At 39.6% G+C, this 19,049-nt stretch carries 17 protein-coding genes; all 17 read right to left on the minus strand.

The features are described 5' to 3' along the window. Nucleotides 1–38: 38 nt before the first annotated feature. A complete protein-coding gene (locus NXS10_RS05615; RefSeq protein WP_259138624.1) occupies nt 39–1,190 on the minus strand; it encodes a cation:proton antiporter in 1,152 nt (383 codons plus the stop codon). Between the two features lie 168 nt (nt 1,191–1,358). Next, entirely contained in the window at nt 1,359–2,189 is an 831-nt protein-coding gene (locus tag NXS10_RS05620) for an energy-coupling factor transporter transmembrane component T family protein (protein WP_259138626.1), read from the minus strand. Next, nucleotides 2,182–3,861: an ABC transporter ATP-binding protein gene (locus NXS10_RS05625; protein WP_259138628.1), complete on the minus strand. Its 1,680-nt coding sequence runs from the start codon at nt 3,859–3,861 to the stop codon at nt 2,182–2,184. The genes NXS10_RS05620 and NXS10_RS05625 overlap by 8 nt, the downstream gene beginning before the upstream one ends. A gap of 17 nt (nt 3,862–3,878) precedes the next feature. After that, the gene (locus NXS10_RS05630) at nt 3,879–4,427 is read right to left on the minus strand and encodes an ECF-type riboflavin transporter substrate-binding protein (protein WP_259138629.1); all 549 of its coding nucleotides are present in this window, start codon (nt 4,425–4,427) and stop codon (nt 3,879–3,881) included. Nucleotides 4,428–4,435: 8 nt separating this feature from the next. Continuing rightward, on the minus strand, nt 4,436–5,284 hold the full coding sequence (locus NXS10_RS05635; RefSeq protein ID WP_259138631.1) for an SAM hydrolase/SAM-dependent halogenase family protein: 849 nt from the start codon (nt 5,282–5,284) through the stop codon (nt 4,436–4,438). Nucleotides 5,285–5,431: 147 nt separating this feature from the next. Beyond that, nucleotides 5,432–6,046: a nitroreductase family protein gene (locus tag NXS10_RS05640; protein ID WP_259138633.1), complete on the minus strand. Its 615-nt coding sequence runs from the start codon at nt 6,044–6,046 to the stop codon at nt 5,432–5,434. 85 nt (nt 6,047–6,131) lie between these two features. Beyond that, nucleotides 6,132–7,073, minus strand: coding sequence for an alpha/beta hydrolase (locus NXS10_RS05645; protein WP_259138635.1), 942 nt, complete (start codon nt 7,071–7,073; stop codon nt 6,132–6,134). Nucleotides 7,074–7,497: 424 nt separating this feature from the next. Continuing rightward, on the minus strand, nt 7,498–8,016 hold the full coding sequence (gene entV, locus NXS10_RS05650) for an EntV family bacteriocin (RefSeq protein ID WP_259138637.1): 519 nt from the start codon (nt 8,014–8,016) through the stop codon (nt 7,498–7,500). 227 nt (nt 8,017–8,243) lie between these two features. Next, complete coding sequence (locus tag NXS10_RS05655; protein ID WP_259138639.1) at nt 8,244–9,080, minus strand: SIR2 family NAD-dependent protein deacylase; 837 nt, start codon at nt 9,078–9,080, stop codon at nt 8,244–8,246. Next, on the minus strand, nt 9,061–9,828 hold the full coding sequence (locus NXS10_RS05660; protein ID WP_259138640.1) for a protein-ADP-ribose hydrolase: 768 nt from the start codon (nt 9,826–9,828) through the stop codon (nt 9,061–9,063). The genes NXS10_RS05655 and NXS10_RS05660 overlap by 20 nt, the downstream gene beginning before the upstream one ends. Before the next feature lie 99 nt (nt 9,829–9,927). Continuing rightward, nucleotides 9,928–10,563 (minus strand): NAD(P)-dependent oxidoreductase, encoded by a 636-nt coding sequence (locus NXS10_RS05665; protein WP_259138642.1) that lies wholly within the window; start codon nt 10,561–10,563, stop codon nt 9,928–9,930. A gap of 108 nt (nt 10,564–10,671) precedes the next feature. Next, nucleotides 10,672–11,112 carry an Rrf2 family transcriptional regulator gene (locus NXS10_RS05670; RefSeq protein WP_259138645.1) on the minus strand — a complete coding sequence of 147 codons (441 nt, stop codon included), beginning with the start codon at nt 11,110–11,112 and terminating at the stop codon, nt 10,672–10,674. A gap of 33 nt (nt 11,113–11,145) precedes the next feature. Next, nucleotides 11,146–11,958, minus strand: a complete 813-nt coding sequence (locus NXS10_RS05675) for an MBL fold metallo-hydrolase (protein WP_259138647.1) — start codon at nt 11,956–11,958, stop codon at nt 11,146–11,148. Nucleotides 11,959–12,052: 94 nt separating this feature from the next. Then, nucleotides 12,053–12,502 (minus strand): Rrf2 family transcriptional regulator, encoded by a 450-nt coding sequence (locus tag NXS10_RS05680; protein ID WP_259138842.1) that lies wholly within the window; start codon nt 12,500–12,502, stop codon nt 12,053–12,055. A 96-nt stretch (nt 12,503–12,598) separates the two neighbouring features. Then, nucleotides 12,599–13,327, minus strand: a complete 729-nt coding sequence (locus NXS10_RS05685; protein ID WP_259138649.1) for a DUF554 domain-containing protein — start codon at nt 13,325–13,327, stop codon at nt 12,599–12,601. A gap of 88 nt (nt 13,328–13,415) precedes the next feature. After that, a complete protein-coding gene (locus tag NXS10_RS05690) occupies nt 13,416–17,816 on the minus strand; it encodes a PolC-type DNA polymerase III (protein ID WP_259138651.1) in 4,401 nt (1,466 codons plus the stop codon). Nucleotides 17,817–17,885: 69 nt separating this feature from the next. Beyond that, nucleotides 17,886–18,497 carry a glucosaminidase domain-containing protein gene (locus NXS10_RS05695; protein ID WP_259138653.1) on the minus strand — a complete coding sequence of 204 codons (612 nt, stop codon included), beginning with the start codon at nt 18,495–18,497 and terminating at the stop codon, nt 17,886–17,888. Nucleotides 18,498–19,049: the final 552 nt, after the last annotated feature.

The following is a 19,049-nucleotide window of genomic DNA, read 5'->3' on the forward strand; positions in this document are numbered from 1 at the left end:
TCGAAAAAAGGTTTAGAGGAACACTCTAAATCTTTTTTCTATTCTTTTGGTAGATGCTGTGCTGTCACTTTGAGAATGAACGGAGCAACTAGCGTCGTGATGATAACCACCATCACCAAAGCTGAGTAAGTATCTGACTGAATCAACTTGCTTTGATAACCAACTTGAGCTACAATCAGTGCCATTTCTCCACGAGAAATCATCCCCGCTCCTACAAAGGAGGACTCCCCTTTTGAAAACTTAGCTAACTTAGCACCATATCCCGCACCAAGGAACTTGCTTAGCACAGCTACAATACTCATCACAACTAGCAAACCGATCTGACTTGAAATGCCATCAAAACGCATATTCAAACCAATACTAACAAAAAAGACAGGGATAAAAATCGCATAACCAATCGACTCAACGGAATGATTGACCTCATGACGTACAGAAGTTTGACCGATAGCAATTCCTGCAAAAAAAGCACCTATAACTGCACTCAATCCAGCTAAATCTGCTATATAAGCCATTCCAAAACATAAAATCATAGCTAACAATGTCGATCCAACAGGTAAGAAGAGTTGCTTCCCAAGATGGGCTAAAAGAGGGGCAACATAACGAACAACAAAAAAGATACCAATAAAATACGACAGTTGCACTACTAAGGTCAAACCTAGAGAGACTATACTTTCCTTGCTGTGTCCTATCACACTGACCAACACACTCAGTAAAATAACCGCAACCACATCATCAATAACTGCTGCTCCTAAAATAGTTGACCCACCTTTACCAGAGAGAACTCCAAGCTCTTTCATAACTGCTACAGAGATAGACACGGACGTCGCCGCAAACAGGACGCCGATAAAGATACTTTCCATTGTCGACAAGCCAAAAGCAAGTGCCACAGCTGTACTTGACAATGCGGGTACTAAAATACCCATGATAGCCACCAAAGCACTGGGAATAAAATACCGTCTTAAAAGAGTCAAATCACTCTCAAGCCCTGCTAAAAACATCAGTATAATAACACCCAACTCTGACATATCATGAATGAAATTTGTCCCACTTACTAAGCCCAAAACTGCAGGACCTATAATCACTCCCACTAGCAATTGTCCCAAAACCACAGGTAAACCAATGCGTCCACAATAATGTCCTGCCAAAGTTGTCGCCAATAAAATCAATACAAGATGAGCAAGAAATACCAAAAGCTCCTCCTTATCACACGGAAATACTCAAAAATTCGTCATTTGTCAAGATACGTAAACCCATAATAGCTAGTATCACTTACTCATCATATTATAGCAAAATCATTATATTAAAGCTAGATGATAGACTTGGCAAAAGAAAGTACTTGCTTGTAGCACAACTTTGTCTTAATTCCAAGGATTGTAAAAACGTCCCTTGTTCAAAACAATGAGTCCAATACTAATGACTAAGATCAAAAGGGACGAAGCAATGACTATATAATCCTTTGTCGTCATATCTTGCGCACTATACCAAGTGCGCTTTTTTTCTTTTCCAAAACGTCTCATCTCCATCGCTATTGAGACGGTATCAATGCGCTCAAGAGAGCTAAAAATCAAAGGAATAATAATTCTAATATTGCCTTTAATGCGCTCAATCAATTTGCCTTTTTGGGACAACTCAAAGCCACGAGCCTGCTGAGATTTCTTAATCATTTGAAATTCTTCTTGCACATCTGGGATATAGCGAAGTGTCAGACTCACCGCATAAGCAATTTTATACGAGATACCGAGGTGATTAAGACTAGAGGCAAACTGACTAGGATGTGTCGTCACAATAAAAAGTAAAGCTAAAGGGGTTGTACAAAGGTACTTCAGCGCTAAATTAAAGAGATAAAACAATTCCTGACTGGTCATCTGATACCAACCGACACCTTTGAATAGCACCGTTGACTGACCATAAATCGTCGATCCATAGTTTGGTGAGAAGAGATAAACCATCAGGACATTTAACAAGGCAAAGATAGCAATCACTGTCACAACAAAAGAAATCTGTCGCCATTTGATAGGCGAAAAATAAAGCTGAATACTTGATATGATACCTATCAAAAGGAGTAAACGTGTATCGTAACTAATCATACAAGCAACTGAAATCAAAACAAAAGCTAATAGCTTGCTAGTGCCTGATAACCGATAGAAGAAACCTTCTCCCTTTTGATAACCCAATAATGAATTAGTCACGCACGTCCTCCTTTTTAGCAATATAAGCTTTAGTTAGTGCTCTTGAATCTGCCCCTATTTTTTCTGCCAATTGATACAGACTAGTCTTTTTGAGATAGGCTTTTGCTAGGACTATATCGTTAGAAAAGAGCTCAATTGGTGTGCAGTCAGCAAGTAGTTCACCATCTGCAATGACAAGCGTGCGATCTGCATACTCTAGCATGAGTTGCATATCGTGTGTAATCATAATAATAGTATGACCTTTTTGGCTAAGTGTCTCTAAAAAGGACATCATCTCCTCATAATGACGCATGTCCTGACCAGCTGTTGGCTCATCAAGCAAGATAACTTCTGGATTCAAGACGAGGATAGAAGCAATAGTCACTCGTTTTTTCTGTCCAAAAGAAAGTGCTGAGATAGGCCACTTACGAAATGGATAGAGACCGCACACCTTGAGTGTTTCCTCAACACGTTCTAACACCTCTTTTTCCCCAATACCACGTAGGCGAAGCCCAAGTGCTACCTCATCAAAAATCATCGTCTGGCTAATCATTTGATTAGGGTTTTGGAGGATATAACCGATACGTTCTGATCGTTGCTTAACTGAGTCTGCACTCACCTCTTCTTCCCCAAAGTAAAGATTACCACTTGGTATAACAAATTGGCACAAGCATTTAGCTAACGTTGATTTTCCAGCACCATTTTTACCAACAATAGCAATCTTTTCACCCTTATACAGCTCAAAGCTAATGTTTTTTAAGATAGGATGATTGTCATCATAGGAAAATTGTAGGTTTTTAGCTGATAAAACTTTCTCTTTGGAAGTGGTAGGCTTTGTTTTGACATAAGGTTCTGAAAAGTGCACTTGTTGCAAATCCAAACGTTCTAAGTGACTAAGAGGCTTTTCTCCTTCAAAAGAATACCCAAGATGTCTAAGAGCTGTAATGTACAAAGGTTCACGGATACCGTGTTGCTCTAAAATCTCTGTCTTGAGTAAATCGTCAGGTCTCCCATCAAAAACAATTCTCCCTTCATCCATAACGACAATCTGATCCACCTGACGATACAAAACATCCTCTAGCCGATGCTCGATGATGATGGTCGTTGCCTTTTGATCACGATGCAGGCGATCAATCAAATCAATGATATCTTGACCAGACTTAGGATCGAGATTGGCCAATGGCTCATCAAAGAGCAAAACAGGACTCTCATCAACAAGAACGCCTGCTAAGCTGACGCGTTGCTTTTGCCCACCAGACAAATCCTGTGGCCGCTTGTCAAGAAGAGTAGTCAGTTGCAAGCGCTCTGCCCACTCTTTGACTTGTTTTATCATTTCTTCCCTTTCAACATTGTCGTTTTCCAATGCAAAGGCAATATCCTCAGCCACACTCAATCCAATAAACTGACCATCTGGATCTTGTAAGACTGTCGAAACTAAGAGAGATTTATCATAGATAGATGGACTATAAGCATCTTTTTGAGCAATCGTAAACTCCCCTGTCTTAATTCCTTGATAGCTATTTGGAATGAGACCATTGATGAGATTTCCTAGCGTTGACTTACCAGAACCAGATGCTCCCACAATAAGTACTTTAGCACCTTTTTTTATGGTTAAATTGATATCTATTAGCGTTTTTTCGCTTTGACTTTGATATTGAAAGCTGAAATTTTTCCACTCCAATAATATACTCACGTATTTCTTCCCTTTTATTACTCTTTGTTAAGACTCCCCGCTCTGGTACGACTCTTAGCATAAGCAGCCAACAAGAGACTGCCTCCAATAGCCACTGTTAGGCTATTAACGCCAGCTGATAATATTCCTTGAGCGTAAACTTTATTACTAGCTTCATGATAAATGATAATATCCCCCCAAGGCGCTAAGATTGCCCAACCAACAATATTACTCAAAACTTGAACAACATTGAACCAAAGGTAATCTCTGACTGTTAGATAGCCTTTTTCGATGTTGATTTTCTTGGATAAAAAACCAATAGAAAGCCCAAGCAAAGCACTCACCAGAACCCACGTCCACCATGGACTACCATATTGAAAAGCATCCTTTAGTGCATGCCCAATAAACCCTGTAAAAAAGCCAACACTGGGACCATAAATAATCGCAAAAAGTGCTAAAACAGCATACTGCAACTGAATGCTGGTATTAGGAATAGGTGTTGGTATGTTAATTAACATACCAATAATAACAAAGAGCGCAGCTCCGATACCGATTGCAACAACTTTTTTAATAGATTGATTTTGCATAATAACTCCTATTTTTCTAAACGACGAATGTCAAGACGCCAGTTTGATCCGACACCAACATTGTAAGCCTTGGCAAATGACCCTTGGTTAATTGCAAGCCCCACACGATAAAGAGAATTGATATAGATAAGAGGTTGTCCGATGCGCACATCTGCAAAAGACTTGCCGTAGGTCACTTGATTTTGATAAACGAGCATATCGTTGTTAAAGATGGTCACCTCAAAACGTTGTCCAAATTCTGGTTTGAGATGGTAAAATTCTTCTCGTGTGATAGAGGTCCAAAGTGAACCAAAACGCACATCTAAAATATCGATAGCTCCCCTTACAGCATCAGCTAAAATCTTGGTTTCAACAACAGGCAACTCAATGATATGATTGACAGACAGCTCTGGTCCTACCGACTCAAAGCTGATGTGCCCACTGGCTAGCTTTGCTCCTGTGTAGGCATAGACATCACGCCCATGAAAGGTATAGGACAACTCAGTGTTTTTCCTTCGGTTCTCTACCTCTGAAATCTCACGCACTGCCTTGATACCAACATATTTTTTGATGTAAGATAAGGTACCATTGTCAGGTGTCACGATAAACTGCCCAGTATCTGTCAAAGCAACAACACTCTTACGCTTTGATCCAACACCTGGGTCAACGACAGATACAAAAGTCGTCCCACTTGGCCAATACTCAATCGTCTGGAAAAGACGATAAGACGCTTCAAAAATATTATATGGGGTAATATCATGTGTCAAATGATGAATATCGAGATTTCGTGCTTCCTGTAGTGCTACACCTATCATAGCTGATACAGCGCCGTCCACCAATCCGAAATCCGACTGCAACACCAATAACTGATTACTCATATAAACTCCTCTTAAAGACAAAATAGACTATTGGTTTATTGTATCACAAGTTTTTGACTTTTTAAACTTGCTAATAACTAGAGCTAGCTATAGTTTATGAAAAGAAAAAAGTATAGGAAAATTCTCCTATACCTTATCACTTCTACGCTAAGCAAAAACCTTGAAACGATTGTCATCTTTGATAAAATCTTTTGGATGAGGTTCTGCTTCGATATTTCCAAAGTTCAATTGTCCTCTTAATTTCCAAGAAGTAGGGACTGCGTAACGCTTAGCTACTTGATCATCAATCACTGGATTGTAGTGTTGTAAGTTTGCTCCTAGACCAAACTCAGCAGATAATGTTGTCCATATATTGACACTGACGATACCTGTTGATTGCTCTGACCAGTCTGGAAAATTTTCTGCATATGGTGGAAACTGCTCCTGAAGATTCTTGATAACATCTTGATCCTCAAAAAGCAGAATCGTTCCTTTACTTTTTGAAAAACTGTTTAACTTAGCTTTTGTAGCTGCAAGCGCTTCTTCTGATGCACCCTTTGCTTTCATGACAGATTCAAGTGTATTTGCTACCAAATCATTCCAAAAAGTGCTAACTTGATCATTCAGCAAAATCACAGCACGTGAACTCTGACTATTAAAAGCAGATGGGGAGTAACGGACAACTTCCTTAATCACCTCTACCAATGTATCATCAGTAACATCAACCTTGCGACTAAGCGCATAATGCGAACGACGTTTTTTCAAATCTTCTACAAATGACATGCATTCTCTCCTTTATAATTTCTTCCTAGAATTATAAAGGAAAAATAATCATCTGTAAAAAATATTGCTCACTTTTTGATAAAAATCAACATTTCGTCAAAAGCCTTTGCATAAACTCATGGACAATCTCGGTCATTTCTGGGCTAAAGAAAGCATCCATGGTATGATCAGCACCGACTAGCTGGTAGAAGGCCGCCTCCTTTCCAGCGTCTTTGAGGGCGTCATAGAGAAGAACGCTCTGCTCAAAGGGTACGAGCCTATCCTTATCCCCATGCATGATGAGAAATGGCGGCAAGGTCTTGCTGGAGTCAATATAATTGAGGGGATTGGCTTTTTCCACCTGATCCAAATTTTCCAAGACAGGCACACCGCCAAAGAGCTGCCCCTCCCGACTTTCAGCCGAGATATGGTCGCCCATAGAAGGCTGACAATTCATGCGACAGATAACAGTCGGTCCGTAGAGATCAACGACACCGAGGATATTGAGGGGCTGACTAGCATTGTCCTCCTCGCTAAATTCCTGCAACTCCTCTGTTACAGCGGTCATAACTACCGTATGACCTCCAGAAGAATCTCCCCAAAGGATGACTCTTTCGTCCTCAATATGGTATTTTTCCTTATTTTTATACAAATAGCGAATAGCCGTCTTAGTGTCCAAAATCTGCTGTGGGAAGGTTCCCTCTGGCGTGTGGCGGTACTCCACCATAGCGATGACATAGCCTCGCATGGCAAATTCCGCCAAATGAGCGATGTGGTCTCCCATATTCTGCTTTTGAAAACCAGACCCTTGAATATAGACAATTAAGGGAAAGGTCGCCTGAGACGGAAATAGAAAATTAGGCGTCGGCATGATGACATGGATATGGAGATCCTTGTCATCCTTAGTTGCATAGACCTCGTCCATCTGAATAAAAGGATACCGCCAGCTCAAATCAGCCTCCACCTTGATAACCTCGTACTTGGACTGAGCAGTTGATGTAGGAAACTCCTCATAAGAATAGCGTTCTGGTCTGATATAGTCTTTCATAATATCCTCTTTTCTGCTTTTTCTTTATTGTACCATTTTGAAGTCATTTATGCGCTCTTCTTGTGAAATGACGCAAAAAAACCATACAAACTTCGTTCACTTAGACCTATTTTTATACTATTTTCTGAAAATATATAGTGATTAAAATGTGTTATCTTTGACCTCACTGATTTCTGTTTTTATACGTTTCTATTGTTATTAAATCAAGAAAAAAGCCGCTCTTACGAGCAGGCTTTTAAGGAATCTTATTTTCTCTTCTTTTTATCATGTGATACAAGTATTGCAAGTATACTATAAATAGCTAAATAAACAAAGGCAAAGATAAAACATTTCCATAAATTAAAATGAGGTAACGACAAAGCTTCATAGATAAAGCCAATCACAAAAGTAATTAGACTTTGAATATAAAAATCTTTACTTTTCATCATTCAGAACCACATTGAACAGCCCATAGAGCTAACTGAGCAGCAATAATATAAATATTTGTTTTCAGCCCATTAGCTTTAGCAAATTTAATAACCGCCATAGCCAACTCTTTCCAAGCTTTTCTTTGAGCAAAAGAAACTAAAGCGCTTACATTAATCATCGCAAAAAACGCATTCCGTATTTTTCCGGCGATACAATTTCCTACTTGATTCCAAGGAACTCTATCATAGGGATTTTGAATCGTTGTATCCAACTCTTGCTCAACATCTGAAATATCTTTTATAGAAAAGTGCGTATAAATATAGCTTGAAAAATTTTGTTCAGTTACCCCTTTTTCAAACATTTCCTTTAGAATATTGGCTGTTTTTTCAATCTCTCCTTGATTTTGATTAGTATTTTCTAAAATGTGATCTATACTGCTATCTGCAAAAACTTGAACAGTATTTACCGTAGGTAAAATAACCGAAAATAATGACAAAATGATAAACTGAATTGCTATAAATTTTTTTACTTTCATAAAACCATCTCCTTTTTATCCTATTTTACTAGCTAGTTTTTCAGTTATAGCATAAAAATATTCAAAAATCAATTCTTTTTAAAATAATTCAATAAAATACTTCATTTTCTTCCTACTATTTTTTATTCTTGTTATGTTTTTTACTCTAAACATTTTTTCAAACTAAAAAAGCTAGTTTATGCAACAGCTTTTTTAGTCTATTTCATGACATTATTTGCTTATTAACACTATAGTTGCCCAAGAAATGCTGCCAAATCACCGACGACTTCCTTGCTTTGTTTCTTGATTTCCTCAGGTAAAAAGAAACGCTCGACATTAACTGAGATAAAACGAGCCTGAGGATTTTGATAGGTCATCTGCATAAAAGGATATTTGATGATAGCTGGCGTGTCATTTCCTACTCCTAGCTCCAAAAAGACAATCTTTTTGCTTATATTTTGATTCAGGAAGGTGACATAGCGATCCTTTGCCTCATGCCAGCCGACATCTTCGACAAAACGGTCATCAGAGCGGAGATTCATGGTCATTGGCTCGCCACAGCGAGGGCAATAAGGAATCAAATCGCTCGGAATCTTCATCTCTGCCTGTTGGTCAATCATTTGCTTGACAACTTTCTCATTTTCATAAGTGTCCTGATGACAAGGCTTAGAACATTGCCACAAACCGTAATCACCTTGCATATAGAAAAGTCTGCTCTTATCCACACCCGCCCGCTGAATTTGATGGTCAACGTTGGTCGTCAGGATAAAGTAATTTTTATCCTCCAAAAATGCTAACAAGTCCAAATAAGGTTGCCCAATTTCAACATCATAGCGATTATAGTAGACATGACGACTCCACCAAGCCCAATATTCTTCTAGCGATTCAAAGGGATAAAAGCCACCTGAATAGATGTCCTCAATTCCATATTTTTCATGAAAATCAGCAAAATATTTCATAAAACGAGGACCAGAATAGGCGATACCAGAGGCCGTCGATAGACCAGCCCCAATTCCAACGACAATAGCATCCGCCTCTTCCAAGGTCTGCCGAATCTCCTTAAGGTCAACCGAGTAATTGCTCATAAATCTTCTTATCCTCCTCTTTAAACACATTGAAAATCACTTTCACATCATGCTTTGCTTGAAACTCCTTAACCGTTGCTACAGCAATCTCTGCCGCCTCCTGTTGAGGAAAATGAAATTCACCTGTGGATATGCAACAAAAGGCTAGAGTTTTCAGACCATTTTCAACTGCCAATTCTAGGCAAGATTGGTAACAAGAGGCTAGCAAGTCCTTATCTTCCTGTCGCAGAGCGCCGTGGATAATCGGACCAACCGTGTGGAGGATATAGGAACTAGGAAGATTGTAGGCTGAGGTGATTTTTGCTTGACCTGTTTCTTCCAAATGGTTCTGCTCCGCCATAAAGTCCTGACAAGCTGACCGCAACTGCACTCCAGCAAACGTGTGAATGGCATTGTCTATACAAGTGTGGTTGGGAATGAAACAGCCCAACATCCGATTATTAGCTGCATTGACAATTCCATCCACAGAAAGGGTAGTAATATCTCCCTGCCAGATATAGAGATTTGGCTCAATTTCTGTCAAATCCTCCAGCTTCGTAATCCCTTTTTCTTCAAGTTCTGCTTGCAAATAGCGGTTTTGAACAGCCAAAAACTCCTCTGAAACGAATTTTGCTGGGCGAACATTGAACAAGGCACGAAGTAATAACTTTTGACCAGTCTCGTCTGTTGGAATCTTCACGTCTTTGTAGCGGTCATCTTCAGCTAAGAGTTGTTTTAACAAATAGCGTCTGTTCTTTTCTTGAATCATAGTTTTTCCTACTCTTTCTTTGTAAAAAGAGCTGGTTTTTTCCAGCTCTTACTACTTTGTACTGTTTCCAATCCTTCATGCAGTATTGAGTTTTACTCTCTATTTACGAACAAGGCTGATACGCTCTTGGATATGGTTTCCTTTTTCAATTTCATCTGCAAAAGCAATGGCATAGTCAGCGTAGCTGATGATGCTTTCACCCTTGCTGTTCACTGTAAACTCATCACCTGCTAGGATGTACTCCCCTGTACGCTCACCTTCTGCTTGGAAATCTGCTGCTGGGCTGACGAAAGTCCACTTCACATCAGTACGTTTACGCAACTCGTCCAAAGCGTCTGTTTGTGCTTTTGCAAGTGGGTAGTATTCTTGTGGGAAGTCTGGTGTTTCAACTAATTGAAGTGTGTGCTCCTTATCCATGTAAAGACTACCTGCACCACCGACAATCACCAAACGCTTGTCTGAACCTGCAAGCAAGTCTGATAGGAAGTTGACAACCTTAACGTGCAAGTGAAGCGTTTCAGGTGCCCAAGTTCCAAAGGCACTGACAACTACATCTGCATCTTTGATGTCGTCTGCTGTGATGTCGAACAAGTCTTTTTGCACATAGCTTTGTGCTTTAGAAGCATTTTCTGCTTCACGACCAAAACCTACTACCTCATATCCACGGTTGACCAATTCTTCAACCACCAAACGAGCTACACGACCATTTGAACTAATTACTGCTACTTTTGACATATTAATTTCCTCCAATTTGAAAAAGTTGTAATATTTTTATTTACAAGATAAGTATAACAAAGTGTTTTTGTAATGTCAAGTATTACATCTTAATTTTTTAAAATTTTTTTACGATAGAACTCCGATGTATTTCTGAGTGTCGGCTAAGACGTCTGAAACCTTGATTTGACGGAGCTTCTCCTCTAAGACTCGCTGGATACTCTCTAAGCGCTCATCGAGGATATAGTGGATATTTCTCCCAACGACGCACTCCGTTGAGGGATTTTCATGAAAACTAAAGAGTTGCTCATCCTCAATCATCTCAAGGGCTTGGAAAATATCCAAAAGATTAATCTCTTCGGGAGCTTTGCTCATCTTAATGCCCGATGTTCCTTTTTTACTGGTCAAAAGACCTGCAGCCTTTAGTTTCCCCAAAATCTGACGAATCATGACAGGATTGACATTGATACTGTCCGCCAGAAATGTACTGGTAATCTTATGTTTACCCTCAAAGGTATCAATACAAGCAAACATATGAAGTGCGATAGTAAAACGACTTGAAAATTGCATTTTTCCTCCTTTCAAGCCAAAGATAGAGAATGCTTAACCCCAGCTCATTTCTCCAGTCAAGACCTTGCTACTCAAGTCCAAGATATTGCGGTTGATATAAGTTTCATATTTAGCCAAAATAGTAGCTTCAAACTCTGTGGCATTTTGGCTAGAAGCTTGGGCAGCGATAGCCAGCTCCAGATAGGCTTGACTTTTATCAATGACGCTCTTGTCAAAAGAGCCCTGATAATCGGCGTGACTTGGAATCACTAAGGCATAATCCCATCCCTTCAAATCCTCAAGACGATCAATCCAAGCCTTCAACTCTTCTTTCTTGCTAGTATCAGCCAAAAAGAGGTGCATTTCATTAAAGACATCAATCCCACCAATCAGGATCTTTTCCTCCGCATGGTAGAGGTTAATCCTCTCACTATCTCCGATAATCTGGAAAGTTTCCCCTTGGAAGTTAATAGAATCTTTACTATAAAGAGCTGGCAAGACGACATTAACTGGAGCCTCAGAACCTAAGATGTCCCCAAAAACAGTTACTTTTCCGACCACTGTCGCAGCGATATGCTCAATCGTTGACTGAGTGGCATAGACTACCGTCTCTGGAAATTCCTTCTTAATAGCCTCAATTCCAAAATAGAAATCTGGATCTCCATGCATAGCAAAGATAGCGTCCAAGGTGAGATTTTGTTCCTTGATGTAGTTGGCAATCTCACGACCGTCTGACTGGATAAATTTCCCATTAAAAAGGAAAGCATGCCCATTCTTTTCAACTAAGGTTGAAGTAACAGAGAAGCTATCCTCTGCTGAGAAAAAGACAGTCAAGTTAAAGTTTTTAAAGTTGTATTGTTTCATCATATTTTCCTCTTTCTATTTTCGGGATTAAGTTGTAATATTTTAACTTACAAGAAAATTATACCAAAATAAAAATGTAACATCAACAGTTACACCTTTATTTTTTTACATTTTTTTCATTGACGTATTTCTCCGTATCTGCCAAAACCTCTGAAAGCCTGATACTACTGAGTTTTTCTTCTAAAACCTGTTGGATACTTTCTAAGCGATCATCAAGAATATAATGGATATTTCGACCGACAACACAATCCGTCGAGGGATTTTCATGAAAACCAAAGAGTTGATTGTGGTCAATCATCTCAAGAGCTTGAAAAATATCTAGGAGGCTAATCTCCTCTGGATCTTTAGCAATACGGATACCAGAGCTACCTTGCTTACTATTTAATAAACCAGCTGCCTTGAGCTTGCCTAAAATCTGGCGAATAATGACAGGATTGACATTGATACTGCCTGCCAAAAATTTGCTCGTAACCTTATGATCAGCCCCAAAAGTATCGATACAAGCAAACATATGGATAGCAATAGCAAAACGGCTTGAAAACTGCATGAAACTCTCCTCTTTTTTCTTATCATCTTTTAATTCTCTACTTATCATTTCACTACTTTTGTCATTTTACATCACTTCTAGTGATTTTTGATACTTTCATAAAAAAGATGTGACAATATTTGTCCAAAACCAGCTGAAAGGCATAACAAATAGCATGGCTGGAATCATGTCTGCTGTCGGAAACATCTTGACTTTAATAATTCGAAAACCAGTCGCAATCATCAAGAAACCACCACAAGCCTTAAAATCAGCAATCATACTTGGTGTCGTAAGGGGAACAATAATATGAGCAAGTAAAAACAAAGCGATAAAGATGATAAACTGCGGAACAGCAATCAATGAAACGACTAAACCTAAGTTAGCAGCAAAAATCGCAGCCGAGAAAAAATCTAAAATAGACTTAGATATTAAAATAGTTGCATCTCCTGAAATCCCTGAATCTAAAGACCCATAAATTCCAGTGCCACTCGCACAAAAAAGAACAATCACTGTCACTAGATTAAGCATAAATTCTTGGTCTGATAGTGTCTGAGAAGAAGAAAAAGGCAGTTTGGAAACAATACCTTGCATATAGTACCCTGTTCGATTGATACCATCTCCTACATGAAAAAGTATTCCTATAGCTGTCCCTAAAACAACTGCTAAAATAACAGCTGGCATATTCTTCATAAGGACTATAGAACTAATCCCCATCCCCATCGAACAGACACCGAAGATGTTATTTAGCTCTATTTTCAGACGCTGAGGAATTATATGTCCCCACAGACCTCCAAAAATTCCTCCTAAAAAAATAGCAGCTGAATTAATAATAACACCAGTTGGCATTTCATCTCCTTTCGTAATATTTATGAATACAATGCTTGGTTTTATTCTATTTTATCACTTGATAGCCATTTGGCTTCTTACTACTGCATTAGAAGAAATCATCAAATAGACTGAGTTGATTATCTTCTGGTAGGTGACCCAAGATACCCATCTCCTCCATTTTATCCACAAGGGTACTAGATAATCCTCCTCGCTTTCTAAGTTCCATCTTGGAGAGGAACTCACCTTTTTCTCTAGCTGAAACTAGCTGTTTTGCAACGTTCTCACCTAGACCATCGAGAGCAACAAAAGGAGGGATAAGTGTGTCATCATCAATGAGAAACTCTGTAGCTTGACTTCTATAGAGGTCGAGTTGACCAAACTTGTACCCTCGCTCAAGCATTTCATTAACCAGCTCCAAGGTAGTAAACAAGTCATTCTCAACATTGCTGGATTCGTTATTGCGCTTCTTTTCCTTAATGTCTTCCATGCGATGCTTGACTGCTTCAAGCCCTGCACTCATCGTTTTTAGTTCAAAGGCTTTTGCTCGAATAGAAAAATAAGCACAGTAATAAAAGAGAGGATAATGTACTTTGAAATAAGCAACACGTAGTGCCATCATCACATAGGCTGCCGCATGAGCCTTTGGAAACATGTACTTAATCTTGCCACAAGACTCAATATACCAATCTGGAACATCATTTTCCCTCATGGCCGCTATGTAAGTATCACGCTCCTCTTCTGAGATTTTGAGCCACATTCCCTTACGCACGCGCTCCATAATGGTAAATGCCATCTTAGGTTCTAATCCTGCGTGCATCAGATAAACCATAATATCATCTCGACATCCAATCACTGTTGACAAGGTGGCAATGCCATCTTTAATCAAGTCCTGAGCATTGCCCAGCCAGACGTCAGTTCCATGAGAAAGACCTGATAGCTGAAGAAGCTCCGCAAAGGTTGTCGGATGTGTCTCATCTACCATGCCACGGACAAAGTTTGTTCCAAACTCTGGAATACCAAGCATTCCTGTTGAAGTCCCAATCTGTTCCTTTGTCACACCCAATACCTCAGTTCCTGAAAAAAGTTGCATCACCTTAGGATCATCAGCTGGGATAGTCTGTGGATCAATTCCTGACAAATCTTGGAGTTTGCGAATCATAGTTGGATCATCGTGTCCTAGAATATCTAGCTTGAGGACATTTTCATCAATATCGTGAAAATTAAAGTGAGTTGTCTGCCATTCTGCTGAGAGATCATCGGCTGGATACTGAACTGGGGTAAAATCATAGACATCCATATAATTAGGAATAACAACGATTCCCCCTGGGTGCTGACCGGTACTTCTCTTGACACCAGATGATCCTAAGGCAAGACGGTCAATTTCTGCATCAGGATAAAATTTACCATAATCTCGCTCATATCCCTTAACAAAACCATAAGCAGTGCGATCAGCAACCGTACCGACTGTCCCAGCACGAAAGGCGTACTCTTCCCCAAAAATGTCACGCACATCTAAGTGAGCATGAGGCTGGTCATCTCCAGAGAAATTGAGGTCAATATCAGGAACCTTATCTCCATCAAAACCAAGGAAAGTCTCAAAGGGAATGTCCTGACCATCTTTACGGTAGATTGTACCACATTTTGGACAGTTTTTATTGGGTAAGTCAAAGCCAGATCCAACAGAACCATCCGTGATAAACTCTGAGTGCCTACAAGATGGACAGACATAGTGTGGTGGCATAGGATTGACCTCAGTAATCCCAATCATCGTTGCCACAAAACTTGACCCAACTGAACCACGAGAACCTACAAGATAACCTCTTTCATTGGAGCGTTGCACTAGCATTTGAGACGCCAAATAAATCACTGCAAAGCCATTCCCCAAAATAGACGCTAGCTCTTTTTCAATCCGAAGATCGACGATATCTGGTAGAGGGTTACCATAAAGTTCAAAGGCACGCTGATAAGTCATCTCAGCTACCCGCTCCTCTGCACGTGGGATAAAAGGTGTGTAAAGATCAGTCTTGACTACCTTCACCTCCTCAAAGCGTTCAGAAAAAGCTTGAGTATTGGTCACAACAATCTCATAGGCAAGCTCCTCACCTAGAAAATGAAACGCATCTAACATTTCATTTGTCGTTCTAAAGTGCGCTTTAGGCAGTGGAGCAGGCTTAGCATGCTCGCCTCGTCCGATATTGCGGTTGATTATCGCCCCTTGGCCAAGGCTTCTAACAATAATTTCACGGTAAATCTCATCTTCAGGATCTAAATAATGAACATTCCCTGTCGCAAGGACAGGCTTTCCTGCTCGTCTTGCCACCTCAATGAGATCTCTGATAACCTGATGAATCCCTTCTTCGTCCTTGATAAGCTCACGAGCTACCAAAGGCTGATAGATAGCAGGTGGCATGACCTCAATCATATCATAATAACGAGCCACTTCAACTGCTACGTCTACCCCTTGAGATAAGACTGCATCAAATACCTCCCCTTCTGAACAAGCACTCCCTACCAAAAGTCCTTCACGGTACTCATCTAGCACAGGGCGTGGAATACGTGCCACCCCCTCAAAATACTTGACATTTGAGAGACTCACCAACTTGAAGATATTTTTTAAGCCAGTCTGATTTTGCACATAAATAGTCGCATGCTTAATACGTGCTTTTTTATAAGAATCTTTAGAGACTAATTTTGTATTGAGATCAAGGAGATTATCGATCCCTCGATTTTCTCTAGCTTCTTTGAGAAAGATAAAGAGCAGTCGCCCTGTAGCCTCAGCATCATAGTTGGCCATATGATGGTGCTCTAATGATACTTGGAAACGCTTAGTCAGAGGTCCCAATCCGTGCCGCTTGTATTCAGGATAAAGATTTCTTGCAAACTCTAGGGTATCAATAATCGGCTGAGTGATAGTAGGCAACCCCTGTCGTTCATAGTTAGCATTCATAAAGCCAACATCGAAGGTAGCATTGTGGGCAACCAAGATTGTATCCTTGCAAAACGCTTGAAACTCTTTTAAAACCTGAATCAAAGGCTTCGCACCTTTCACATGATTGTCCGTGATACCTGTCAACTCTGTCGTAAAAGCAGATAGAGGATAACCTGGATCGATAAACTCATCAAACTGATCAACAATGTTACCTTTATACATCTTTGAAGCGGCAATCTGAATAAGATCGTTATTAACCGCAGATAGTCCTGTCGTCTCTACGTCAAAGACCACATAGGTCGCCTCACGCAAATCCATAGATACTTCATTATAAGTAATAGGCACCATAGCTTCAACGATATTAGCTTCTAAGCCAAAAATCGCTTTGATACCTGCTTTTTTAGCTCTGTGATATCCATGAGGAAAAGACTGTACATTGGCATGATCCGTAATAGCAATGGCTGAGTGCCCCCAGCTTGCTGCCTTATCAATCAAGTCTTCAACCGTAGGTAATGCGTCCATGGTAGACATGTTGGTGTGCGCATGAAACTCCACACGCTTCTTACCCTCTGGCATCAAATCCTTTCTCTCGTGATGAACAACGGTCTTGACATCTTGGACATTCATGGTCAAAGCCTTGGTCCATTGATTGTGCTCGATGTTACCACGCACGCGCAACCAAGTCCCCTTAGCAATCATATCGTACTTAGCTAGTTCTTCATCATCCTTTGCCCAACGTTGCATAGCAAAAGAGGAAGTGTAATCTGTCATCTTAAAGCTGATGATGTGACGCCCTGTGCGAGTCGTTCTGCGCTCCACATCAAAAACGAGACCTTCAAAAACAATTCGATTTTCCTCTGTTGTCACCTCAATCATCGGTGTAATATTCACCTTATCAAGCTGTGTCTGACGTTTCGTAGCACTTTCTTTAACAGCATAAGCTGCCCTCTGTGTATCATCAGGTGGCGTAGAGGCTACCAATGACTGTTGTGATTCTAATGCTTTTGTCACTTGCTTTGTCGCTTTTTCCATCAACTGCTCACGACTTGTCTCATAAGATATTTGCAGCTCCTTGGTTTTTTTAGCATCCGAAATCAATTCAAAATCCAACTCCCCAAAGCCAAACAAAGTGAATTGTTTTTTAAGATTGGGGATATGCTGTTGACGAAAATGATCGTTATTGACAAAATCTGGGCAAAAAATCTGAACAATCTGTCCATCATAGTGGATAGATAGTCCTAAAAAAGAATTTCTAAAATTGGCACTATCGCAAAGAGGGTGAGCAAATGCCTCCTCATAATAAGCTGTCAACAACTCATCAGATAACTCAATATGCCTTACTGTGATGTCAAATGTTGCCGTGATGTCTGCCTTTTTAAAGGTTGACTGTAAGCGTGCATGCAATTCACGATACATATCAATGGGCAAAATACCATCAAAGACAAAGTGAAACTCCCACAGACGTGACAGCGTATGTACCTTGACATCACGAATATCAGCAGATGAAAAAACACTTGACCGTCTCATCTCAAGTGGCATTTCTATCTGTTCCATCAATCGCTTAAATAATTCCGACATGATACGCTCCTTGGTCTTTCTGTCTTTTATTTTAACATAAAAATGAACCTTTTTCGATGAAAAGACAATTTAGTTAGTAGCAAAGGGGTTTACACCAACAGAAACAGTATCGTAGACCGTCAAATGATAGGTTGTGATAATATGATTAAGCTTAGTAGCATAGTTTGTATCAGTCGCATAAGTCCCTGTCAAAGCTGCTGTCGCATCTAAGTAGGATGACGTATTGGACTTATGGACTCCTGCATAATAGTCCGACTCAAGAATCCTTGCATAGTCGTAAAGAGATGATTCAACATTAGGATAAGCACGAAAAACAGCATCAATCTGGTAAGAATTGCCATTACCATCATCCTCCCAAGTGGTCATCTTCACTTGCGAACCGCGATAACTCCCCTTAATTCCAAATAAGTTATGATAAGGGCTTTTGGCTAAAGTTGACTGACCGTGATTGGACTCCAAAACAGCTTGTGCAATGATAACAGAGGCATATAAGTCGTACTCTTGACCGATTTGCCTTGCTGTTTTGGCAATAGTATCGATAAAATAGCGTGTATCAGATGCAGTTGTATCTGCTTTTACCCTCACTTGATGACTAGCCAAATAGTAATCTCTCACCAATACTGCACCAACTCCTAAAATAGCTACAATACTGACAAGACCGATGACGAATGATTTTTGCATTGCCCTTTTCTTCTGTTTCCTCATGTTGCCATTATAGCATAGCTCACCAAAACGACTCAAGAATAAAACATGTTGTCATCCATCACTATAGCACCATTTAAAGATAAAATTGCTAAACAAATTGCTAAAATAAAAAACAAGTCTTTTATAAACATGTTTTACATTTTTAAAAAGCACCCTCTTTTGAGAGTGCTTTTTAAATCGGAAATGAAAACTTTATTTTCTCCTATGTTTAGGACGTTTTTTATGCCGAGAAGTTAAAAGAGTCCCTAGAGCAATGCCTATATCATAAAATATATTAACTTTCGTTTTCAAGAAATATGAAAATATGATATTTATTGATAGAGAAAAGAGAAAAACTAAACAAAACAGACCAAAATATTTAAGAACTTTCATTAATAAAAACTTTATTTTCTCCTATGTTTAGGACGTTTTTTACGCAGAAAAGTTAAAAGAATCCCTAGAACAATGCCTATATCAGCAAATATATTAACTTTATTGTTCAAAAAGTATGCAAGTGTGATAGCTATAAAGAGAGGAAAAAAGCGTGAA

It is taken from the genome of Streptococcus sciuri (assembly GCF_024814375.1).
Classification (GTDB): Bacteria; Bacillota; Bacilli; order Lactobacillales; family Streptococcaceae; genus Streptococcus; species Streptococcus sciuri.